This is a genomic window from Streptomyces milbemycinicus (assembly GCF_002154605.1).
Lineage (GTDB): Bacteria > Actinomycetota > Actinomycetes > Streptomycetales > Streptomycetaceae > Streptomyces > Streptomyces milbemycinicus.
The window spans coordinates 1-22,048 of sequence record NZ_MUNE01000259.1; the positions used below are offsets into that span (position 1 = coordinate 1).

Genomic DNA, 22,048 nt, shown 5'->3' on the forward strand with positions numbered 1-22,048 from the left:
AGCTCAGAGCTGTGCCATGAAGGTCCGCCGCCCCGGTGCGTCACACCGGGGCGGCGGACTTTCCGTTTCACGGCCCGCGCCCTTAGGAGTCAGGACACCAGAACAGCTCCGCCGCGCTGGCCCCTGGCCGGTCGGACTGGTTGACCTGGCTCCGCTGCTGTACAGCAACCAGCGGCGTTCTCCGACAGCGGCCGTGGTCAGCCGCAGTTGACCGGCCGCTCAAGGTAGCTGCCGTCCAGCCCCCGGCCCGGACAGCCACCGCCCCTACGACCGGAATACCGCCCGCGCACCGACGCACCCCGTGACAGCACGCCCGCCCCGGCCGCCCTGCATGCATGGCTCCCCCTGGCGCCACGTGCGATGACATCCTTCAAGCGCCTTCCGATCGTCTCGGCCGATGACGTCGAGCAGGCTCTGACCCGGGGGCAGGCGGCAGATCCAGGACGCCTACTCGCTGTTCGGCGGGGAGACGCTTGAACTGCGGGCGATTTTCGACGGGATCGCGGTGACGAACCTTCGGACGCCGGCCGTCTCCATCGCGGCGACCTCTCCGCTGCTCACCCGGTTCACTCGGCCGATCGAGCTGGTGGTCTTCGGCGCGGGTCCCCAGGCAGTCGGCCACGTAGAGGCTGTCCAAGCCTGTGACTCGGTCGAACTGGCCGACGTCACCTACGTGGTTCGCCGCCCTGACCAAGCCCGCGAACAACTGCCACCCCACGCCACCGTCGTATCCGCCGAGGATCCGGACGTGACCGCGCGGCTCGAGCGAGCACATGTGGTGGTGTGCGCCACCAGCGCCCGTACCCCGTTGTTCGACTCCGCGTACCTGGCGGACAGTACGGTCGTGATCGCGGTCGGATCCCATGAGCCCGAGGCTCGCGAGCTGGACGGCCCGCTGATGGCTCGTGCACACGTCATGGTCGAAGACGTGCGCACGGCGTTGCGCGAAGCCGGGGACGTCGTCCTGGCGATGCGCGAGGGCCACCTCCACGCCGATGAGCTGATCCCGATGGCGGATGTCGTCCGGGGCACGCGAACGCTCCCCCCGGAACGCACCGTGGTCTTCAAGAGCGTGGGAATGTCCTGGCAGGACCTGGTGGTGGCCGAAGCACTGATCGAACAGCACCAGCCCGGCGCGTCATCCCAGGAGTAGCCAGCCTTGCCTCCTCCACCATCTGAAACGGGCCGTCCGCCCAGGACGTCGGCACCGCGGCGAGCCCCACCTCCCACATGCGGGAGGTGGGGCTCTGACCTGGTCGAGAGGGCGGACAGTCGCGCCTGCGTCGAACGTGCCATCGTGGAGCTGAACTTGGTCCGTGGCGGCACCCCGAGGAGACCCTGGATTCGCGAACGCGCAGCAATGAGAAGCTAAATGTGACGCACGCCGCGCGACAGGTGCTGGCTCCACCCGGGAGAGGCCGGCCAAGGTCCTCTCTCGGATTTCTTCAAACGATCTCCAGAAGCCCGTCAGGGGCCTGATCCACTCACTGGATCAGGCCCCTGACCCGGTACTTCACCGTCGGGGTGGCGGGATTTGAACCCACGGCCTCTTCGTCCCGAAAGAGGTTCGGTTAACGATCTTGCCTGTATGGGCGGCGTTTACCCTGGTCAGAGCGTCGGGCTGTCGTGGTCTCGTGTGGTCCCAAAGAGGCTCGGGGAGTGGGTTGGCTCCCAGATGGCTCCCAGGACGGGTGCCCGGAATGCGCCGTGCACCTCCATGCCGGCCTTACTCCTCGGAGTGCACCGGAAGGGACCACGGAGCCCATGGGCAGCTCAGTCCTTCACAACCTCACCGTTTGTTGTTGGTTCGGGAGACTGAGCTGGCTGGTGCCTGGGTTTCGGCTTCTCGAGTTCCAACCGCACCTTTACGTCACCGAAGCTGAGGTCCGGCGTGCCAATCCGCCCCACCGAGCGGCTGTAGGCGGTGAGCATCGCCTCCGAGAACGGACTGTCGAGGGTGGCGACTCGTCGCCAGGTTCGAGCCTCGGTGAGCGGGACGGAGATCACGTTCTCGAAGTCCACCAAGAGGTCGGGGATGTCGAGATAGCGAGGAAGGGCGCGATACCGGTTCTGTTTGTCTCCGAAGACCTGCTTGGCCTGATCCTTGTGGCTGTTGCTCTTGGAGCTGGCCAGCCATGCGGTGATCGCTGGAGACTCGGACCCCTCGCCGTTCTCGGTGAAGACACGATCAGCCTTGGCCAAGCGAACATACTGGGCCTTGGCCGTACGAGGTCTAGCGACTCCCGCGTCCGGGTGGTCCTCGTACAGGTCACAGGCTGGCGTGAGGACGATCCACCAATCACCTTCGGGGTTGACCACGAGATCCGTAGCCGTGAGGTGCTGGGTCACGTACGGCTTCAGGTAAACCCGTGCAGCCGAGGGTTGGCCGGCAGTAGCGACAGCCTCGCCGTCTCCGGCATAACCCAGCTCGCTGGGGCCGTTTTCCCTAAGCTCGGCCGCAAGGCGGTTGACAATGATCGGGGTGATTTCATTGGGATCAGCACCGGCCATCTCGTGCCAGTGTGGGGCAACGACGTCACGCAGGAAAATGCGGACCTTGCGCTCGATGAGCCCCGAGATGCGGCGCCTCAGCTCCGACACTCCTGAAAGCAGCCCCTCTCGGACGGCAGGAGCGATCTCGTCCCAGGCATTCTTGGTCACCACGCGGATAAGCGGGGGCTTCTCCAGGTCACGTACCTGTTGAGGGACGGCCGTAAAGAAGACCACGGGCAGCCAGCGCGCCCCGGCGATGGCGTCGTAGAGTTCGTGCCCCCGTGCCTCGGCGGCAGCGGAAGGTCTGCCGTCGGCGGCGTCGCGGACATCGAGGATCACCAAGTCGAAATCCTCGTCTATCAACCGCTTCTCAGCTGCGGCGAAGTCCTGCTCGTCCTCGAAGTGGATGTCCCCCAGATCCGTGAGTTCCTCGGCCAGCACTTCTCGAAGGTCCGCGATCATCTGGGCGTCGTCATCGACTATCAGCACCCGATACGCAACGTCCGTCGACGTCACCCAACTCTCCTTCGTAGTCGTGCTCGGAAACTCGCACCCAAGAGGGTGCCGGGGCTCACCAGCCCCAGGTCGCCGTCGTAGAAATCCTTCACGACGCTGCCTGCGATGCTGAGACCGAGGCCGACACCATCCGGCTTGTCGCTGAAGTAGGTCTCGAAGATCAGGTCCTGGATCTCCTCGCGCACCCCAGGGCCGTTGTCGCTCACCGTGATATCGACTACGTCCAGCTCGCCCTCGTGATTCCGCTCAGTCTCGATCAGGATCTCGCGAGGGGTTCCTTTGGGCATGGTGGAGAGCCAGTACACGGCGTTGCTCACGAGGTTGACCACAAGTGTCCTGATGTCACCTGGCTCGGCAGTGACGATCACGTCTTCTCCGCCGATCTTCACCTCTACGCCATGCTTGGTGATCTCTGACTCCAGCACGTCAACGGCCTCGGCAATGCTCTGATGCAGGGAGAGCCGACGAGGGCGTCCGCGCTTCCGCCCGCTGAGTGGCTCGATACGAGCGAAGAGTCGGTCAAGAGCCCTCTCCTGGGTGGTGAAGTCCGTCTGTAGCTTGCCCAGCGCAGTCGACAACTCCGCGTCGTGCACCTCGACCTTGGTGGTGATCTTGCCGAGGCGACGAAGGCCAACGCCAATGCGTGAAAGAGCGGTACGGCCGTCGTGGAGGACGACATCGACGAGAGTGCCCAAGGTCGCGAGACGGGAGAACTGGGCGATGATCTCCTGTACTTTGCGGACGCCCTCGTTGATCGTCTCCGTGGCTTCCTCGATGGCGCGACTGAGGATGACATCGTCTGGGTGCCGCTCGGCAGCAACCTGCCGCAGCGGATCCAAGTTGAAGTTCTGGAAGAGTCCGTGCCCCCTGCCATCGGGCTGATCGGTAAGGAGTGGACTTTCCATCGGAGCAGTAGGTTCGCGACGCAACCGGTAGCGTTGCGTCTCCAACCTGGCGATCGCCTGAAGTATGACTGCCTTGAGCTCGTCGTACTCTGGGGTGTCGATTAGTCCTTCGCGGTGCGAACGGTCCAGGAGGCCCGGGTTGTCGTCAGCCGAGATGTAGACGAACCCTGCTACCTGACGGTTGGACAGACGTAGCGTCGGGTTGTTGATACGCCGCTGGTCGAAACCGAGCCAGTCGAATCCCGGCTCCCCGAACGGCTGCACACGAAACCCGTCCCGGTACAGGGCTACACCGCTGTTGTTCCGGATGAGCTCCCGTACGTCGTTGGTGTTCTTAGCGCCGGTGTCGAGTGCCAGGAGTGGCTTGATGGCCGAGGACTCGAGGTCCCAGACTCGGAAGTCCAGCTTCAGGGGGCCGCACGAGGGCCTCTTCGAGTCCTTCCGGAGATTGTCTTCGACGACCTCCACTGGTTCTTCCCCGCCTGCGTAAATGGCCAAGTGCGCATTCCCGCCAGCATCCACGGTACCCACGAGCCGGTACCGTGGATGTGCCAGCGTCTCACTCGCGGCAACGAATCCGCTGTGGCGACGGAGCGGACCCTCGGGAGTGTCGATGTAGATCGAGAACTCAGGCTGGTCCGGCACCGAAAGCTCGGCGGGAGGTGGCGGGGGGAGGAGCCTGGACAGTGAGCGTTTAAGCGTCTCGATCTCGTCTGTTCCCCAAGCCGTACGCAACTTCTCGAGCCGGACCACGGTGCCGTGCCCCGCGCCGTCGAGCGTAGTGGGCGTTGTTTCAAACTCCCGAAGGACCTCAAAGAAGATCTGCGATGCTACGCCGCCATCTACGAACACAGTCGGACTTGTCGTGGACAGGGAGACCGGGACCTCATCCAGATACGCGTCACCTTCCGTGAAGTCCCCCCAGTCGATACGAAGGGTGACTTCCTCCTCATCGACACGTCGAGTCGTGATTGCGGCGGTGTGGGCAAGCCGAGCTGAGGCGAACCTGCCGATGCCCTTGGCGCCCAGCACGCGACGCCCGCCTGACTCACTGCGAGGGTGCCGGTGCCGGTGCGGGGTGGCGATCTCCATCCAGGTGCCGCTCACCGTGGCCGGCGACATGCCGTGCCCGTTGTCCCAGACCTCGATCGAGCCTTCGCCTTCTTCGAGGGGAGGGTTGAAGCGGATCAGGACAAGGCTGGCGTCCGCGTCGTAGGCGTTCTTCACCAGTTCGGTAAGGGCTACGCGTTCGTTGCTGATCAGCTCTTCACCGAGTGTGCTCATGAGCCGGGCCCGCGGCCGGAGATACGCCTTCGCGTTCTCGGAGTCCACCCACGCCCCCTACTCGTCAACTGTCAGCCATGCCCTGCCGTGTGCAGTGGGGCAAGATTCTACTAACTACTCATCAGCGAAGCGGGTCTCCGACCCTCACGGATGGCCAAAACCGTGCATAAGTTCACGTCGACTCGAACGTGCCTCCAGCCCTGTCGGATCGTTGACCAGCTTGTCCGATCAAACGGGATCCCGAGGGCAACGCTGTCACTGCTGTCCTCTAAGATTGCCTTCAGTAACGCACCAGAACTTTGGTTCGAAACCGAGGTCTGAAGGGTCGTGCGGACTCGCACGGGTACCCGGCGGAGCGCAGCACGGCCTTGAGGGATTTCTTGAGGTCAGCGTGGTGGAATCCTTGCCTCCACCAGCGCGTCTGTGATCTCCTGGTGCTCGTCGTTCTCGCTGTTGTGGAGGTGCGTGCTGTGCAGGAGTCGCACTACGGCGTACCCCTGGAGCGGAGCGACTATCTGAAGCTCCCACGGCACCGCTACAGCTGCAGGCCCGAGCGGTTCGCGAAGTGGCTCGAAGGCTACGGCAAGGAACGTCGCCTGGCGGTGGACCTCTTTTCCGGGGCGGGCGGTCTGAGTCTTGGACTGCAACGAGCAGGCTGGACTACCGCAGCTGCCGTTGACTTCGACGAGCGTGCCCTTGAGACGCATGCGGCCAACTTCCCCGGCATGAGCCTGCGCATGGACCTCGGGAACCCAGCTGAGCGTGACAGGCTTGAGCAGGTGCTGGAGCCGGCGAAGGGCAAGATCGATCTGGTGGCGGGGGGCCCGCCGTGCCAGCCGTTCAGTCGGGCTGGCCGCAGCAAGATCCGCAGCCTTGTCGAGCATCACGGCCGCGACGCTCACGACCTCCGCAAGGAGTTGTGGAGCGCGTACCTCGATGTCGTCAAGAGGATCAAACCGCGCGCCGTTCTCATGGAGAACGTCCCGGATATGGGTCTAGGCGATGACTTCTTCGTGGTCCGCGTGATCGAACAGCAGCTGGAGGAACTCGGTTACGCAACCCAGGTACGCCTCGTTGATGCCTGGCGCTACGGCGTCCCCCAGCACCGGAAGCGGCTCATCCTGCTGGCCAGGAACGACATCGAGAAGTTCGAGTGGCAGCAGGAGGTCACCGAAGAGGAGCGCACGACCCTGAGCCACGCCATTGGTGACCTGCCCCCGCTCAAGGTGGTGCCCACGGAGCGCGTCGGCGAGCGCGTGAGGTCGTATGACACTCCCTCCGAGGACCAGTCCGAGTTCGCCAAGGAGATGCGCAAGCGGGCGAAGCGTGAGGTTGTCTTCGACCACATGACCCGGAGGGTCAGGCAGGACGACTGGGAGATCTTCCAGAGCATGGACTCCGACACTCTGTACTCGGAGATTGCCCCGGAGCTCCAGCGTTACAGTGCCGAGCACTTCACCGATAAGTACAAGAAGCTCGACTGGAACGACCTCAGCAGGTCGATCACAGCCCACATTGCCAAGGACGGCTACTGGTACATCCATCCGGACCAGAACCGCACGCTGACCGTCCGCGAGGCGGCACGGATCCAAACCTTCCCGGACCGGTTCAGGTTTGCAGGGACGCGCAGCGACGCCTTCCGGCAGATCGGCAACGCGGTACCCCCACTCCTCGGCAAGGCCGCTGCAGAAGTGCTGTTGCCCGGCGAGGAGCACCAGGCCGGCGAGGGTGGGCTTCAGCCCCGCTGGCGCACGGCCCGCCAGGAGCTGACGGCTTGGGCGGAAAAGCGGCGCGAGGGCGAGGACTGGTATCAGTTGCCCAAACTGTCGTCGGCGCACGCGGCCGTCGTGGCGGTGCTGGCTGGAACCCGGGTACAGCCTGGCCAGATGCACGAGATGCTCAAGGCCATCAGGGACAACTCGACTCTGACTAGGTCCACCCTGCGAACTCTCCTCGATGCAGCTCCCACTGCTGCCGTTCGGGCACGCCTCGACAGGCTGACCGCGGTGGCGGGCAAGTCAAGTGTCTGGGCCGACGACGAGGAGAAGCAGAAAGAGGTGCCCAAGCGCTTGGGGATGAAGCCAGCTGAAGGTGCGCTCTACCGGCTGCTGATCGATGACGACCTTCTGTGGGTGGGGCAGAGCGCACTTCGCGTCGCCGCCCGGCTGCACGACAGTGACTCGGACCGCACAAACCGTCTCAGTGACGGTCGGGTGCACCTTGTGAAGTTGGTCGGAGCAGGCGAGAGTGCTCCCCTGCGTATGGCTGCGCTCCGCCTGATCGGAAGCACTCTTTGTCACGCGAGGGACCCGCTGTGTGACCAGTGCCCCCTGAGCCAGTACTGCGAGGGCCGGGCCACCGCTGCAGGCGACCTGGTCACGGACGCTTTGAGCGGGACACACGGTCGGGAACCTGTCCCTGCACAGTCACGTGATCAAGAGCCGAACACCGCTCGGCAACCCTGAGCGCTGCCTGCGCGACATCGGTTTTGACCTCGCATTCCCAGCTCCGTAGCACGGTCCATCCGGCGGCTTCCGCTGCCTCCGTGTTGCGTCTGTCTCGGTCCTTGTTGGTCGCTATCTTGTCTGTCCAACGGTCGGCGTTCGGGCCTCGGAATGCCTTCGCGCCGTGCGTCGGGCAGCCGTGCCAGAAGCAGCCGGCGACGAAGACAGCGATGTGGTACCTGGGGAGCACGAAGTCGGCCGTGCACCGGGGCGCCACTCTCCGCTGGAGACGGAACCTGAGGCCCAACCGATGCACAGCTTTCCTGAGGGCGATCTCGGGCTTGGTGTCCCGCACAGGTCGACCTCGAAGGTGCTCCCCCTCAGCAGTGGCGACCCACTCCTGATTCGGTGTCCTGCCAGCTTCGGCCATGATCGCAGTCCCAGCCTGTCGACGTCCTCCGAGTGGGAGAGTGCCACACTCTCCTCATGCTCCGGGAACCAGCCGAACTTCACGTCGATGACCAGGGCCGTGTCGAGCTGCCTCTCGGCCTGCTGGCCGAGGCCGGCATCGCACCGGGGACCGACCTTGTCGCGTTCAGCGACGGGGATGGGCGGATTGTCCTCAGGCGGGCCGAGGACGCGATCCGTGACCTCATTGAGAATGGGATGCTCTGATGCCGTTGGTGGCTTCGCGCCCAGGACGCGGAGCCGCTGGCTACGGGTCGGGGGTGAACCCCAGCCGTAGTGCCTCGTTACGGGCGTGTAGGGCCTGAACGGCCTGCGTCTCTGGAACCTCCTGTTCCAGTTCGAGGCGCCTTCCGACGAACTGGGCCAGCTGCCGCTGCCAGGGTTCGAGGTTGCGGGTTTCCTTGGCCCAGCGCTCGATTGCGTACCACTCGTCGGCAGGGATCAGAGCTGCCTCTTCACCTGCTCCCTCCTCAGCACCGATACCGCCGGCGAGTGCCGCCTCGTCCAGTGAATGGTCGAGCAGCTCCGCTGTCAGGGCTCGGGGGGTCGTCCAGGACACCCTGGACACGGCGTCCCAGCACGCCGCCTTCTTCGCCCACTCGCCCACGTGGTTGCCCTCAAGCGGAGTGGTCACCGCCCGCATGACGCGGGGGCACAGGTCATGGATCGCGGCCTCCAGCACCGGTGAGAGGTCCTGCTCTCGCCAGATCCGGTCGAGATCGATCCGGCGGTCCGTTGCCGCGGACAGGCGAGCCACGGTGTACGTAGTGATCACGCTTTTATGGCTGCCTGCTCCGTGGATGGCGGCGATCCGGTCCACCGCCTTGAACAGGATGGCCATTGCGATCACCCGCTGGCAGTACTGGATGTCGACGTGGGGCGGGGCCTTGTCGACGTTGAACATGAACTCGACGAAGTTCTTCTGTGCCCCGCGGCTCACGTGGTACGGCAGTTGGTTCCACGAGTGGACAAACTTGGCGAGGTCCGCCTTGGTGAACTTCTTCTTCGTCGGGTTCAGCTTCTTGAACTGCCGCTGCCTGGCAGGGGTGCGGGCCTTCGCCAACTCGTCCGTGTACTGGCCGCGTGCACGCTCGTAGAACCAGTGGGTCTCCTGACCACTGCCGTCCGTCGCGGGGGCCCACAGGGATCGGGTGATCCGCTGCATGTCCACGTGGTAGTCGTGGTTGGAGCTGAAGTCGACCTGGGTCACCCGGTTCTGCGTGTTGGAGTACTCCGAGATCTTGGGAACGATCTCCGCGAGCCGCTCGGGCGCCACCTCCGTCAGCTTCATCTGGACCCGGACATGGGACAGGTCCGCCTTGTCGCGGCTCAGCGCGTAGTGGAGCGAGGCAGTCGTCTGGCCGCCGTTCACGATCTGGAGGCCGTGCACTCCGGAGATGTGGGTGGGCTCGCCGTCCGGGCCCCTCACGAAGTCGACCTGCGACGCGGTCGCGGTGATCCCGTTGTTGTAGGCCAGGAACCTGCCAGGTGCGTTCAGCAGGGTCTCCCGGATGCCCCGGTTGACCGCGCCGCGGGTCTGGAGGAAGGAGCGAACGTTGAGTTCGAGGAGCCGGGTGCCGTACTCGGCGTACAGCTCGGCGAGCATCTCCCCTGGTATGACGGCCAGGACCACGGAGTGGTCCTCTTCCGAACTCGGGGCGGAGACACAGGGCAGCGGAGGGCTGAAGGGCACCATGATGGGTTCGCCGAGAGCGCCCGACGTCGCATGGCGGTGCTGCCGTGCCAGGTCCCACACTTCGTGGGTTACCGGGAGGCCGTCGAATTCCGAGGCTGGCAACTCGGTTGCGGTACCCACCCTGTTGCTGAGCAGGAAGAGCCTGATCCGCTGTACCTCGGTGAGGGCCTTCTCGACCGCAGCGCACATGTCGTACACGTCGAACGACTCGTCGATGTGCTGCTGCAGCCCGTCCCGGCATCGCTGTACGAACGCCAGTAGCCGCCTGAAGGACGTCTCGGTCTGTGCCTTCGTGAGCTTGGACTCCAGTGGTTCCAGCTGGAAGTCCGTCACGAACAGGTCCAGGGACTCGCCCGACTCTCCTATGCCGTAACCGTGCACCTCGTGGCCGTGCATCTTGTGGTAGGCGGTGAAGGTGTTGGACACGACGCCGGCCTGCTCCAAGTCCTCGAAGACCCGGCGTGTGAACGCCTCCGGGGTGGTCGTTCCCTCGGCGTCAGCGGTCGCTTGTACGTCGGCGACGAGGCTCCGCGAGAACTCGGCCAGGTCGAGCTCAGCCATGGGACCCCCCGATCAGTTCCTTCACCTCGTCGGCCGTGGCGCGATAGGCGTCCAGACCCGAGGTGCTCACGTGGTAGGTGCAGTCACCGACGCCCTCGGGCAGGTCCGACTCGACCAGCCTGGGAAAGCCTTCCCGTACATGCCAGAACCGAAGCTCGCGGAGGGTGTACCGGGGTTCTTCGTAGAGGTCATGGTGCCCGGGGAGGTAACCGACCTGGACGAGTAGACCGTCGAACCGGGCCCGGGCGGCGGGACTCGTGAGCTGCTGTCGTATCCTCTCCACCCTCCTGTTCAGACTCTCTCCCGATCCACCCCGCCGCTCGTCGAGATTCGCGAGTGCGAGGAGCAGCGCGGGCGTCCCGGTTCCGTCCAGCTGTCTCTCGCTGGCGATCCGTATACTCCGGGGCCGCTTCGCGACACTGGCCTTGGTCTCGATGGCCAGCTCGGACAGCTGGAAGTCCTGGTTGGTCCCCGTGGGACCGGTCCATGCCTCGACCGCCTCGGCCTGGCCGAGGGAGGCCAGGAGGACGTCTCCGAGTACCAGGAGTTCGCCGTAGAGTCCGCGACGTGCCTCGGCGCTCAGCCCGTCCCTGCTGACAGCGCGCAGGAGGTCCTGCCACCTCTCGAACCTGTCCACGGCGGCTGCCAGGGCCTCAGCTGCGGCCGGAGCGGACTTGGCGGTCTCGGCGACGTCGGTGACGAGCGGGTTGAACACCTCGCGAAGTCCGTCCGCCGTCAGGATCACCTGGAGCTCGTACTCAACCCGGGACACGGCACTCAGGTTCATCTCGATCCCTGCTGCCTTGGGGAGTCGGCCCACCGACCGCACGATCGGGTCTGCGGAGCGAGCGTCCGCCCGGAAGACCAACATGCGCTGGCGGCCGGGGTGGGAGACGGAGAGGAAGATGTCGAGCGGGGACTCCGGGTACAGACGGAGGCTGGACCGCCCCGGGGTGTCCTGGGGACTCTCCAGTTCGCGCCACTCGTCCTCGGTGACGGTCACGCCTCGTCCTCCTCGGCGATGGTGTAGATGTCCTCCTGGAGCCAGACGGTGTTGGCGATGTACTCGGTCTTGGACTGGTAGTCGGAGTGCGGGAAGCTCACCTGGAAGCCCACGAGGGGCGTCGTCGCCTCAACGTCGGCGGCCTGTGGCAGCTCGATGGGGTAGATCAGCAGGAGGCCCTGGTCGGTCCGCCGCTGCCGCCGGATGTGCGGGCCCGCCGGCGTCTTCGGAGCCGACGCCTTCTCCTTCTTCTCCGCTTCCTTCTTCGCGGCATTTCGTGCCGCGTCCTCCTGCACCTTGTCGAGGCCAATCAGTTCGTCGGGCGGGCTGAGTACCCGGCGAATCGTGTACCTTCCCTCGGCCCTGAAGCCGTCGTTGAGCGCCTTGCGGGTCACGAGGCCGACAGTGTGCCCCGCGATGTCTCGTGGCGACTGCGACGTCGTGCTACTGACCAGGCACACGGTCCAGTTGCCCAGCTCACCCACCCTGGCGCACTGCTCCACGTACTTGGCGATGAGCCTCGGACGAACCCGCTGAGCCATGCGGTCGGTCTCATAGGTGGTGAGGAACTCCGAGATGACCTCAGGGGGAACCCCTCCCCACCGCACGTTGGTCCCTGAACCCCCAGGTACGGGTTCCGCGACGTCGTCCAGCCGACGGACCAGGGTTTCGAGGGCTTTGAAATTGTTCTCGACGGTCCTGTCGGCGAGCTTGAAGATCACCGTCTCTGGTCCCTCCCCCGAGTAGCTGAGAAGGATCTTCGCGCTCTGGCGCATCTTGTTGGCCGCGGTCACGGTGAGCCCCAGAGAGGAGGAACGGACCTTCAGCCCGAACTCCTTCGGGGTGAGGCTGAGTGCCGCCATCTCCTCGACCTCCCTGCGGAGTTCGTCGGTTGCGGCGGTGACCTCCACGTAGGCGTCCTCAAGCGCGGGCGTGGTGTACAGACGGCACACGTCCTCGTAGCCGGGGCGGTATCCGAACCACCGGCCCATCTGGAGGAGGGTGTCGTACGTCTTCGACACGCGCAGGTAGTAGCTGACGGTCAGGCCGTCCAGGGTGAGGCCGCGGGAGAGCTTCTGTCCTCCGATGGCGATCACGGACAGGCCGTTTCTCCGGTTCTCGTAGTAGTCGAGCGCATCCTTGGAGGTGCCGTTCACCGTCTTGACCTGGATCTTCCTGAGGGCAGGAAGGAGCTGTTCGGAGACCTGCTCCCAGGTCAGACGTTGCACCTCGTCAGCCGGGAACTTGTCCGTGGTGGGAACGAAGTCCCGCTCCCAGAGCGCCCGGAGCTCGGCGCGGAGCTCAGGGCCCTTGCCGTACCGGTCTCGGATCATGTCAACGATGAGCCGCAGGTGGTCGTCGACCTGGTCGCGAACGAGGCTCTGCACCGCGGTGAAGCGGGTGACGTGCACCAGCATCGAGTTGTGAACCTTGGTCTGCCCTCGCGCCCGGCGGGCGGCACAGGCGAGCACGAACGAGAAGATCGCGTCCCGCAGGGACTGTGGAAGCCTGTCGCCAGGGATGTCACCGGACTTGTGCTTGGTGGGGAGCCAGGTGTCGGCGTCGTCCACATGGCGCACGAGCGGCAGCGGTTGCACGTCCTCCTCGTCCTCGTCGTCGACTTGGAGCCCGAACACCCGCTCCGGACCAAGGTAGTTCGACGGCGAGGGAAGACTGCGGATGAAGCTGTACGGGAAGAGGTCTTCCCCTGCGACGCCGTGGTCCACGTCGGGGTCTATGTAGATGTTGGCGAAGGGGGTGGCCGTGTACCCGACGTACGCGGCCTTGTCGAAGCTCTTCATGAGCTTGCGGATCGCGGCGTTGGTCTTGGTCGGGTCTGCCTCGGGGTCACGGACCGTGTTGATCGAGGCGTTGTCGGCCTCGTCGTCGATGACGAACAGAGGGAGGTCCTTCACGACCTTCTCGCCGTTCTCGTCCTCGGTGCCGTGGACGTCTGTCACCCAGTTACGCAGGTATTCGAGGATCTTGTAGTGCTTCTTGACGACGAGGACGACGGGGAAGCTGCCGAGGGGGAAGTTGATGGCCTTGGCCGTCGCGAGCCCGAAGTCCCCCTTCTCCGCGCTGCTTGTCGGTGACGCGATGTCGAGTTTCTTGGCGAGGGGCATGGCTCCCGCGCCGATCGCGCGTGAACGGCCGTCCTCGTTCGATCGGTTCTGGTGCTGGGTGTCGAAACCCAGGAGCCCTTCGTCTATCCGCAGCTGTGTCTGGCTCCGGAGGTCGTTGTGGATGCCGGCAAGGACCACGATGAACCGGTACCCCGCGTCCACGGCCTTCGCGGCGAGCCCGATGTACTGGCCGGTCTTGCCCGACTGCACCTGGCCGATCACGAGACCCTGACGACGCCAGGGGCCAGAACGGCGAGGATCCTCCAACTGGCTCAGTACCTCGTCCGAGCTCTGGTCCAGTCGCCTCACGACCCACGGCGGAAGGTTCACCACGTCTTCGAGATACCGCCGGTAGCGCTCCCAGAAGTCCCAGGCACGGTCGTTCTTCGCCTCGGGCAGCCAGGGTTCGTGCCCCTTGGGGTCCACGAGCGCCAGCGACCGCTCCTGGAACACGGCGGTCATGGCCTCGATCTCCTTGGCCAGCTGGTCCCGGTCAAGGTCCTCCCCCTGCGCGGCCAGCATCCCGAAGATGGCGTTGACCGCGTTCTGTACCTCGTCCGGCTTCGGCTGGCGGTCCTGTGGCAGGAATCCGAGAACCAGGCGCGTGGCCTTGGCCATGGGTTCGTCGGGAACGGCGCTCACGTGGGACCTCCAGCGGGATGTAGACGGTGTCGAGCAGAGTAGGGGCGGCCACTGACAACGACTCAGGGCTCATCCGCTCCAGAAGCCCTGCAGTTGGTCGAAGGGAGGCATGGTCCGCAACCTCTCGCGCGCGGCGGCGGGCGATCGGCCGCCCGAGACGAGTGACTCGTAGATGCGCTCAGCCACCTCGGTAGCCGCCTCGTCGGCGGGTCCTGGACCACCGAACGGTTCCGGGTCGTCGCTGGTGTCTGTCTCATGCATCACACGGAGGGCGGCGACGGGCACCGTCTCCTCCAGAAGCCGGATCAATGCGCGTACGTCTGCAGTGCTGTTGCCGCCGGGTTGCAGAGCAGCCTGGACCAGCGGATGGCTGCGGTTGATCCTGCACGTGACCCGGCCATCCGGTCGGCGCACATTCCACGCGTACGACAGGGGATCACCGTGGGTACGTGCAGCGACCTGTCCACGGTGCCGCAGCACGTCTGCGGCCCTCGCCCGGGCCTGACGTGCGATGCGGTGGAGGTGTGGACGTAGGCCCACAGGCGGGACGACGCTGGATTTCCTCACGTCGACACCCCATGCGACATCTGTCTCGGCCGGGATGTCGACGGCGATGCGCGCCAGGTTGTACTTCTCCTCGCGACGCATGCCTCTCTGCCCCAGCCAGTCGCCGGCCAGGATCAGGCGGTTGCGGCGGTAGACATAGAAGCCCTGTTGGTCGAGCCACCCTTGTGGCCCTGCAGCCAGGCCGTACTCCTCCGGGGTGAGCCGGTGGGCGCTGGGGAGGATGAACGCCTCGACCCTCACGGAACCTCCGCCGAGGGGCAGTTCCTCCGTGGGGAGCCGCTGGACAGAAGGGTGGTTACCCATAAACGGATCCCAGGGTTCCACCGGGGTTCCGGACACGCGCAGGCTCCGGCGCCGGCTCCCGGTGAGGAATCGGGCGAAGACCATTCCGAGGTGCGACTCCGTGCGGGCTGTCTCGGCGTAGAACTGCTTCTGGGTGCGTTCGTCGTCCTCACGGACGTCACCGCCGTTGTAGCCATTGAGCCGCCGCCAGAGCACGATCGTCCCGTGGGCAGTGTCGCTCCGAAGCCTGTCCAGCACGGTGGTTGTGTCGACGTCTGCTCCGTGGAGGAGCCTCCACTCGCCGGACTCCTCAACGACATCGAGGTCCCAGGTCCGTACGTGCCACACACCATCGGTCGCTGTGGCCACGGAGAGTTGCCGCGACTGCGAGAACGAGGCGGACTTCAGACCTACGCCGAAACGGCCCAGGTCAGTCGAAGAACGTGAAGTCGCGGGCCCGCGAGCCGCCACGGTCATTGCCGTGACGAGTTCCTGGGCGTTCATGCCCCTGCCGTCGTCGACGACTGCGATCCATGAGTCCCGTCCCGCCCAGGTGAACTCGACGTCGATGTGCCGGGCCTCAGCCGCGATGCTGTTGTCGACGAGATCCGCGACGGCAGCCGGCAACGAGTACCCCAGGGAGCTGAGCGAAGCCACCATGCCCGCGGGTTCGGGGGCCGCGATGTCGTACGTCATGGGTGGTTCCAGCCTGCTTCCCCGATATGGGCCCTCTCACTGTGCGGCTGACTCGTGATCCACATGAATCAAAGGAACACCGCGAAATCAAGGAGGTGCCCCCTCCGCGTCGCCAGTTTCTGCATCCGGCAAACGCCCGCCCAAGGTCGATGTTAGTAGAGGCGCGGGATCAATCATCTGGTGTTCTGCGGAGCTCCAGCCTTCGCGGTGACAGAGACATGGTGACCGCCGTGGCCCCGCAGCCACTACCGTCATTCGCGGTCGAACTACTTGAGGCATTCGACGAGCACTGGAGCCACTTGCTCGGTCGCTGTGAGCGGGCTGTGGGGCCCGCTCGGGAGTGGGCCAGCCTTCCGGTTGGACTTCGGACGCGTTGAAGTTGGTCCCGACCTGTTCGGCGACCTGGAACGCCACCGTTGCTGCAGGAGTCGGGCACACCCGAGCGAGACCGTCGAGCCGGCTGGGCCCGCAGCTGCTCGTTCGACCGTCGATTGCTAGCAAGTGGCGTCTAGGCCACCTGCTACGGCTAGGAGGACTGCGATTTCACCGGGCGGGCGGAGGGCGGTCTCTGCGCCCGACGACGCCGCGCCAGCGACCGGGCTGTGTTGGATCCCGATCGCCAAGGGCCTCACCCACTGCCTCCGCCACACCCATCGGACCGTGATGGAGGAACTCGGCACCAAGATGGTCCTCATGGATGAGCGCATGGGCCACATCGACGGCATTAGTTGGGTGACCAGTCTTTGGGGTTGGTGGAAAGAAGCCACGACCCACAAGCAGCCAAGTCGAGGTCGTACGAGACTCGCACGACTCCGCCCGGCAACCCAGTGGGGAAGGAATCGTGAGTCAGGCGAGGGAAGTCGTCCGTGACCCGGTAGAGGCACTCCTCAACAATTCGATAGGGAATCTCATGGGTCTTACGTTGGACTGGGCTGTAACCCCGCCTCCCAACCTTTTGCAGGAATCGCTCTCGGGCGGCCGGGTGATCTGCTAGGTCCGTCGCCACCCTGTCGACGAGCTTGGGCAGCGTGTTGTTGGCCAGTTGGTCCCGCGTCACGCGGAGGCTGAAGAGATAGAGTTCCCCCGTCTCCGGCGCTGCGAGTTGGTCCAGGCTCCGGATCGTGTGGACGCTGCCGGCATCGCCACTACGGGCGGTGGCCTTGACCTCGACGGATGCGTTGGGCCATTGGAAGTCGTGGCGGGACCCCTCGGACGCTGTCCAGGCTTCTATATTCGCCGGCGTCACGCCGGCCCACCGCACCAGAAACCACAGCTCCGCAAAGAGAGCCAATGCGTCGTTGTTGGTGAGGCGGCTGGAGTCCACCTCCCAGAACCACTTCCACCGCTCAAGGACGTCACCCACAGCGGCGGCCCTCTCCGCTCCCTGCAGTGCTCCAGCGAGGTGAATGATGTCAGCGGCCACGGCAGCGAACGTCGTCACTGCTGCTGCGTCCAGGCAGGCAACATCCAGATAATCGCTGACCGGTTGACCGGCCACTTGATGCTCGCCCACTCGGACTTGAAGGCCCTTGGTGAGGGTGCTCGGTGCTTGTGTGCCTGGCGGCACGTGTAGCAGTAGATGACAGTGCCCGTCGGCATCTACTGCGGCCCACAGATCATCGGCTGGCAGCTTTTCCGCAGACAGCAGGCCAGGAGCTGGCGCATCCGGAATCTGACTCCACAGGTTCTCTAGCTCAGCCGCGTTCACGGGCGCCCTGCCTTATGTCCAACCACGTAGGGAAGGCTCCTCGGGCTCGTGGAGTAGGGAAAAGAAACCGCGTACGCCAAAACGCATTCGGGCCGCTCGATTCCCTCGTCGAACAACCTTCGTCGGTTCTTCGCGTTGGCGCCCACTCCACTGCTCGGATCGATGGGGTAGAGGACGAGCAATCCCTCTCGCGGCGGCCGCTGGGACCTGAACGCATCACCAAGCGTGGAGAAACCCCCTGACTCTTGCAGCTTGCGAGCCTCTTCAATCTGGGCCGAGGTAAGTCCTTGCAGCTCGTCCTCCGGCTCAGTGACCACACCAAGTGAGCTGGGGTCCTTCGCGAGCCTGCTGCGTTGGATCATTGTCACCTCGGGATGTCCCGAGATGCCCAAATCGACCGTACGGTGCTCGTTCTGCTGGACGCGGGCGGACGAAACCATTACCCGCCATGACACAAGTTCATTGTGCTGGGTCTGGGCTTGAATGTAACTCGCTACGGACGGCACGTCGAAAGCGCTCTGGTCGCTGAACCGGAACAGTTCGATAAAGCGAACAATGGCCTCGGCGCTAACGCCTTCCCAGTTTAGACGCCCAGGGTCTGCGCGGTGTGGTGCTCCCAAGGAGCCCAGTAGAGCGCGAGTGGTTCCGAGGTTCTCAGTACACAGGTCAAGAATCGTGGGGTCGTCGAACGGGAAGCGGAGGGTCTGGAGTTTCCTGCCATCGAAGGATTCCTGCTGGAGCGAGGTGTCCTTCATCTTGTTCTTGGCTGTCGGCAGCATTTTCTCGTGGCTACGGATCCGTGGCGCAGCGTCCCACGGTTTGAGTTTCCGGCGCGCGTAGTGCTCGATCTGCCGTCGAAGCTCCTCCTCGATCGTGGCCAGGTCATGGAACCACGTGACAAGCAGCTGAGTGCTGTACAAGCGCGTCAGATCGACGTAGTCGCCTCGATAACCAAACCAACGCCCCATCTGCAGGAGCGTGTCGTAGTAGGGGCTGCGTCTTACGAAGTACGAGACGAGGAGTCCCTCGACGGTGACACCTCGGGAGAGCTTGTTACCTCCGACCAAGACGGCCTTGAGGTCCGGTTCGATCTCGAAGTCGAGCTCGTCTTCATGGTTTGAGTTCAGGATCCGGACCTCTACTCCTGGAGTGAGTAGAGCGTCCAAGTGCTGCTCCAGCTTTTCGAACGGCGCGTCATTGTCGAGGTCCATCGACGAGGTGAGCGGACGGAACTCGGTGTCCCATCGATCACTTAGCACGGGCAGGAAGTTTTCCCGGTCATAGCGCCACTGCTGTCGCATGTGACCGAGCTCGGCGGTGATCTCGGCAGCGAGCTTGTCCTGGGCTTCCTTGCGCATGTCAATATGCACAAGCATGGTGCAAGGCTGATCGGCACCGTTCCGCACCATCCGACCAGCAGCTGCCAACAAGAAGTCAATGAGAGCAGCTTTGAGAGTGCTTGGGATTACGGGAGTGTAAGGTTTTCGCTTCCCCTTCGGAGGAATGACCTGCTCCACCTCGAGTTCCGGAACGATCCGAATTACATCAAGCCCGTCGACCTGCCCGACTTCACCGGGGAGCTGCTCGCGGCCGAACAGGCGGTCAGAGCCGACGTATTTCTGGCCAGGAGGATGGGGCAGGGTGAGGATGAAGTCCCGTGGGAACAGGTCGTCTCCACCTTCGCGGTCTTCCGCGTTGGGGTTGATGAGAATGTTGGCGAAGGGGGTCGCCGTATAGGCAACGTAGGACACCCGCGCGAAACAGCGCAGCAGCCTCCGGATGCGAAGGTTGATCGCGCTGGGGTCCAGCTCGTCGTCTGCCGGCATCTCGCCGTCGAAGTCCGCGGCCCTGAGGTCGAGGACCTCGGACACTGGCTCGTCATCGGGACGGTTGCCACCCGTGTTCACCGACGCTTGGTCGGCCTCGTCGTCGACAACAAGGACCGGCACATGCTCAGGAACCTTGTTTTCGAGCCAGTCAAGAAGTCTGTCCAGGCGTGTCTTGTTCTTCTTCACCACCAGGATGACCTGGTTCTGCCCCTGCAGAGGTCCGACATTGACCCCTGGGTCGAAGTCGCCATCGAGGTCGTCCCGGGTCAACCAGGTCCAGTACTTCTCCGGGTCCCCTTGCCCCACGCCTTTGGGGAACGGAACGTTCTCGTGGCCGAGGTCGCGCTGAAGGCGCCTCTGCGTCTGCTGGCGCAGCGTGTTGTGGAGCCCGGAAAGCACGATGATGATCTTGTAGCCGGCGTCGGACGCCTTGGCTATCAGGGCGGAGAAGTTGCTCGTCTTGCCGCTCTGTACGTGACCCACGACCAGGCCGCGCACAATGAACGGTTCTGGGTGTCGCGGGTTCTCCAGGTGGGCCAATACTCGGTCACTCGCCAGGTCGACGCTGTCGATCTCGTAGTCTTGGCGGTGCAGTACGTGGCTGAGGAAGCGACGCTGACGCGCCCAGTAGTAGCCCTCGGCGGTGTCCCAGTTCTCGGCCCAAGGCCGGGGTCCTCCCGTAGCGGTGAGCTCGGTTGGGCGCACGGTACGGATGATGGTCGTGGTCCGCTGCTGCTGTTCCCAGTGGCGGCGAACGGCGTCGTGGTCCTCTGTCGGCACGAGGCCGGGGTAGCGGGAGAGGCTTTCCTCAAGGGTCAGCTTGTCCCTGTCCATGATGGCCTTGAGGACAAAGAGGTGCCCCTCTATACGGTCACCAACCGAGGTCATGGGCCACCTCCGAGGACAGAGTGCGCAGGGCCGACACGATCCGGCTGAGTGCCTCACTCTCGCCGACTTGACTCGCGGCAGCTTCCAGTGCCCCACGCGCTGACAGCGGAGCGGCGTCCGGCACCCGCGAGGTTGTGCCGACGCCTCGGTGATTTGCCAACGCAGGTGAGAAAGTTGCGGGCCTGATACTCGAGTCCTGCTCGCGGCTGAGATCGGACTGGCCGGGGGATGGACGTACGGTGGACGCTGGCGAGGCCGATGCGGCACCTGACGGCTTGGGGCGTCTAGGCGGCGGGCTCGGAGGTCGTTGCTTCTGGCGGTAGGCAGTGTCAGCCACCCTGCCCCAGGTCTTCACCAGCGGAGTGAGCTCCTTGCGTAGCTCCTCGGGCAGCGTGACGGAAGCCTTGGCGACGTTGACGCCGAAGGCACTGTCAAGCTCCGGGAAGAACTCCAGCGAAATACGGACAAGTTTGGCGTGCTCATCGACGGCTCGGAGGCGGCACCAGCCACCGGACTGGATCAGACGATCGGCTCGGTAGATGTAGAAGCCCTGCTGTCGATTCCAGCCCTTGGGCCCCGAGGCCCGCTTCCATACGGCCTGCGAGGAGAAGTGGTTCTGGTTGGGGAGTACAAAGGGACAAAGATGCACAATCCCGTTGCGGTCTAGGGAGCGCACCACCATGTCCTCCTCTTGCAGGGCCGAGGTGCTCGGCTCTGTACGGCAGAACGGGTCCCATGCTTCCACGGGAGTCCCGTTCACCGTGATTTGAAGCGGCTCCCGGTCGGCAACCTCTCCAGCAAGGAAGCGATGGAACACCATGCCCAAGTGCTCGTCGATGTCCTCGGCGTGAGCGATCAGCTGCTTCTTCGCCCACCCTCCGAACGGATCCTGATACCGGAGAACGCGGTCGAGGCCCTCCCACAGGACAACCGTGCCAGAAGCCGCACCGAGCACAGACCGGGTCGGCTCGGGCAACTCGTCTGGGGCGAGGTCGAAGATCTCCCAGTTGTCCACCTCGTCGATGTGGTCGAGGTCGAGCTGACGGGCTTCCAGCGCGGCTCCAGGGATGTCCGCACGCGACAGCACGGTCAGCTTTCGACACTGAGAAGTGGACGCCGACTTGAGCCCGAAGCCGAAGCGTCCCAACTCCGTCCTGTTGTACTCACGGTCGCTCCCGTAGCGGAACGCCTCGCTCAACGTTTCGGCGTCCATGCCTCGCCCGTTGTCCGAGATGCGGATCCAGGAACGCGTGCCGTCGAAGTGCACGGTGACGTGCACAGTCGTTGCGTCTGCGGAAACGCTGTTGTCGACGATGTCTGCCACTGCGTGACGCAGGTCGTAACCCAGGTTGCGAAGCGAAGTCAGCGTGCGCCGCGCTCGCGGCACCACTTCGATGGTCTTGCGTACAGCCACGAACGGCCCCCCACTCGAAACTTCCCCAATCCTGCCATCTCCAACGGTTATTGACGACGAGTACCGGTGGTAGTCGTTCCAGTTCCGCGGCGGGCGCAGATCACCGCGCACCTTGGTGGCGACGATGTGGACGTGGTCCTCCGCGTGACGCACAGCAACCCACCGGCAGCCGTCCGGATCGCCATCGGGTGCGATGCCGGTCGCGTGCAGCACGCGCCGGGCGATGGTGGCCCACTCGGCGTCGGTGAGGATGCGGTCCTCGGGCGCGGCGCGGATCGAGCAGTGCCACACGTGTCCCTCAGGTGCCTTGTCGCCGGCTTGCTTGACCCGCAGATCCAGGGCCTGGGTGAGCTGGCCGAGCCTTTGCTTGTGGCCAGGGCTGTCCCAGGGGCCGGGGTCGGGGACGAAGTCGTCCCAGGAGGCGACGATGTGCTGGTCGGTGTGTTCGTTGGCGCGGCCTTTGTCGAAGAGATAGGCCAGCACGCCGTAGGTGTGGTTGCCCGGCTTGACGATGTTCGCGATCACC

At 64.6% G+C, this 22,048-nt stretch carries 13 protein-coding genes; 3 read left to right on the plus strand and 10 right to left on the minus strand.

What is annotated here, in order from left to right:
• The first annotated feature begins 454 nt into the window (after positions 1-454).
• Positions 455-1,153: an ornithine cyclodeaminase family protein gene (locus CCN51_RS21190; RefSeq protein WP_405385164.1), complete on the plus strand. Its 699-nt coding sequence runs from the start codon at positions 455-457 to the stop codon at positions 1,151-1,153.
• A 620-nt stretch (positions 1,154-1,773) separates the two neighbouring features.
• On the opposite strand, the gene CCN51_RS21195 is transcribed toward CCN51_RS21190, so the two are convergent.
• Positions 1,774-3,009: a response regulator gene (locus CCN51_RS21195; protein WP_014178369.1), complete on the minus strand. Its 1,236-nt coding sequence runs from the start codon at positions 3,007-3,009 to the stop codon at positions 1,774-1,776.
• The gene (locus tag CCN51_RS21200; protein WP_014178370.1) at positions 3,006-5,246 is read right to left on the minus strand and encodes a sensor histidine kinase; all 2,241 of its coding nucleotides are present in this window, start codon (positions 5,244-5,246) and stop codon (positions 3,006-3,008) included. Before CCN51_RS21200 ends, CCN51_RS21195 begins: the two co-directional genes overlap by 4 nt.
• A 422-nt stretch (positions 5,247-5,668) precedes the next feature.
• On the opposite strand from CCN51_RS21200, the gene dcm reads away from it, so the two are divergent.
• Entirely contained in the window at positions 5,669-7,663 is a 1,995-nt protein-coding gene (dcm, locus tag CCN51_RS21205) for a DNA (cytosine-5-)-methyltransferase (RefSeq protein ID WP_014178371.1), read from the plus strand.
• Here the strand turns inward: dcm and CCN51_RS21210 are convergent.
• Entirely contained in the window at positions 7,575-8,072 is a 498-nt protein-coding gene (locus CCN51_RS21210; protein ID WP_014178372.1) for a very short patch repair endonuclease, read from the minus strand. The genes dcm and CCN51_RS21210 overlap by 89 nt on opposite strands.
• 56 nt (positions 8,073-8,128) lie before the next feature.
• Between CCN51_RS21210 and CCN51_RS21215 the strand changes: the two genes are divergently transcribed.
• Entirely contained in the window at positions 8,129-8,317 is a 189-nt protein-coding gene (locus tag CCN51_RS21215; RefSeq protein ID WP_014178373.1) for an AbrB/MazE/SpoVT family DNA-binding domain-containing protein, read from the plus strand.
• Between the two features lie 40 nt (positions 8,318-8,357).
• Here the strand turns inward: CCN51_RS21215 and CCN51_RS21220 are convergent, their stop codons facing one another.
• The 7 genes from CCN51_RS21220 to CCN51_RS21250 form a co-directional block, all read right to left on the minus strand.
• Positions 8,358-10,367 carry an AIPR family protein gene (locus CCN51_RS21220; RefSeq protein ID WP_014178374.1) on the minus strand — a complete coding sequence of 670 codons (2,010 nt, stop codon included), beginning with the start codon at positions 10,365-10,367 and terminating at the stop codon, positions 8,358-8,360.
• Positions 10,360-11,370, minus strand: a complete 1,011-nt coding sequence (locus tag CCN51_RS21225; protein ID WP_014178375.1) for a PD-(D/E)XK motif protein — start codon at positions 11,368-11,370, stop codon at positions 10,360-10,362. The genes CCN51_RS21220 and CCN51_RS21225 overlap by 8 nt, the downstream gene beginning before the upstream one ends.
• Positions 11,367-14,138: a Z1 domain-containing protein gene (locus tag CCN51_RS21230; protein ID WP_014178376.1), complete on the minus strand. Its 2,772-nt coding sequence runs from the start codon at positions 14,136-14,138 to the stop codon at positions 11,367-11,369. Before CCN51_RS21230 ends, CCN51_RS21225 begins: the two co-directional genes overlap by 4 nt.
• 69 nt (positions 14,139-14,207) lie before the next feature.
• On the minus strand, positions 14,208-15,683 hold the full coding sequence (locus CCN51_RS21235; protein WP_014178377.1) for an ATP-binding protein: 1,476 nt from the start codon (positions 15,681-15,683) through the stop codon (positions 14,208-14,210).
• Positions 15,684-16,407: 724 nt separating this feature from the next.
• The gene (locus CCN51_RS21240) at positions 16,408-17,391 is read right to left on the minus strand and encodes a PD-(D/E)XK motif protein (protein ID WP_078610578.1); all 984 of its coding nucleotides are present in this window, start codon (positions 17,389-17,391) and stop codon (positions 16,408-16,410) included.
• Positions 17,388-20,108 (minus strand): Z1 domain-containing protein, encoded by a 2,721-nt coding sequence (locus CCN51_RS21245; protein WP_014178379.1) that lies wholly within the window; start codon positions 20,106-20,108, stop codon positions 17,388-17,390. Before CCN51_RS21245 ends, CCN51_RS21240 begins: the two co-directional genes overlap by 4 nt.
• On the minus strand, positions 20,092-22,047 hold the full coding sequence (locus CCN51_RS21250; protein WP_014178380.1) for an ATP-binding protein: 1,956 nt from the start codon (positions 22,045-22,047) through the stop codon (positions 20,092-20,094). Before CCN51_RS21250 ends, CCN51_RS21245 begins: the two co-directional genes overlap by 17 nt.
• Between the last annotated feature and the right edge of the window lies 1 nt (position 22,048).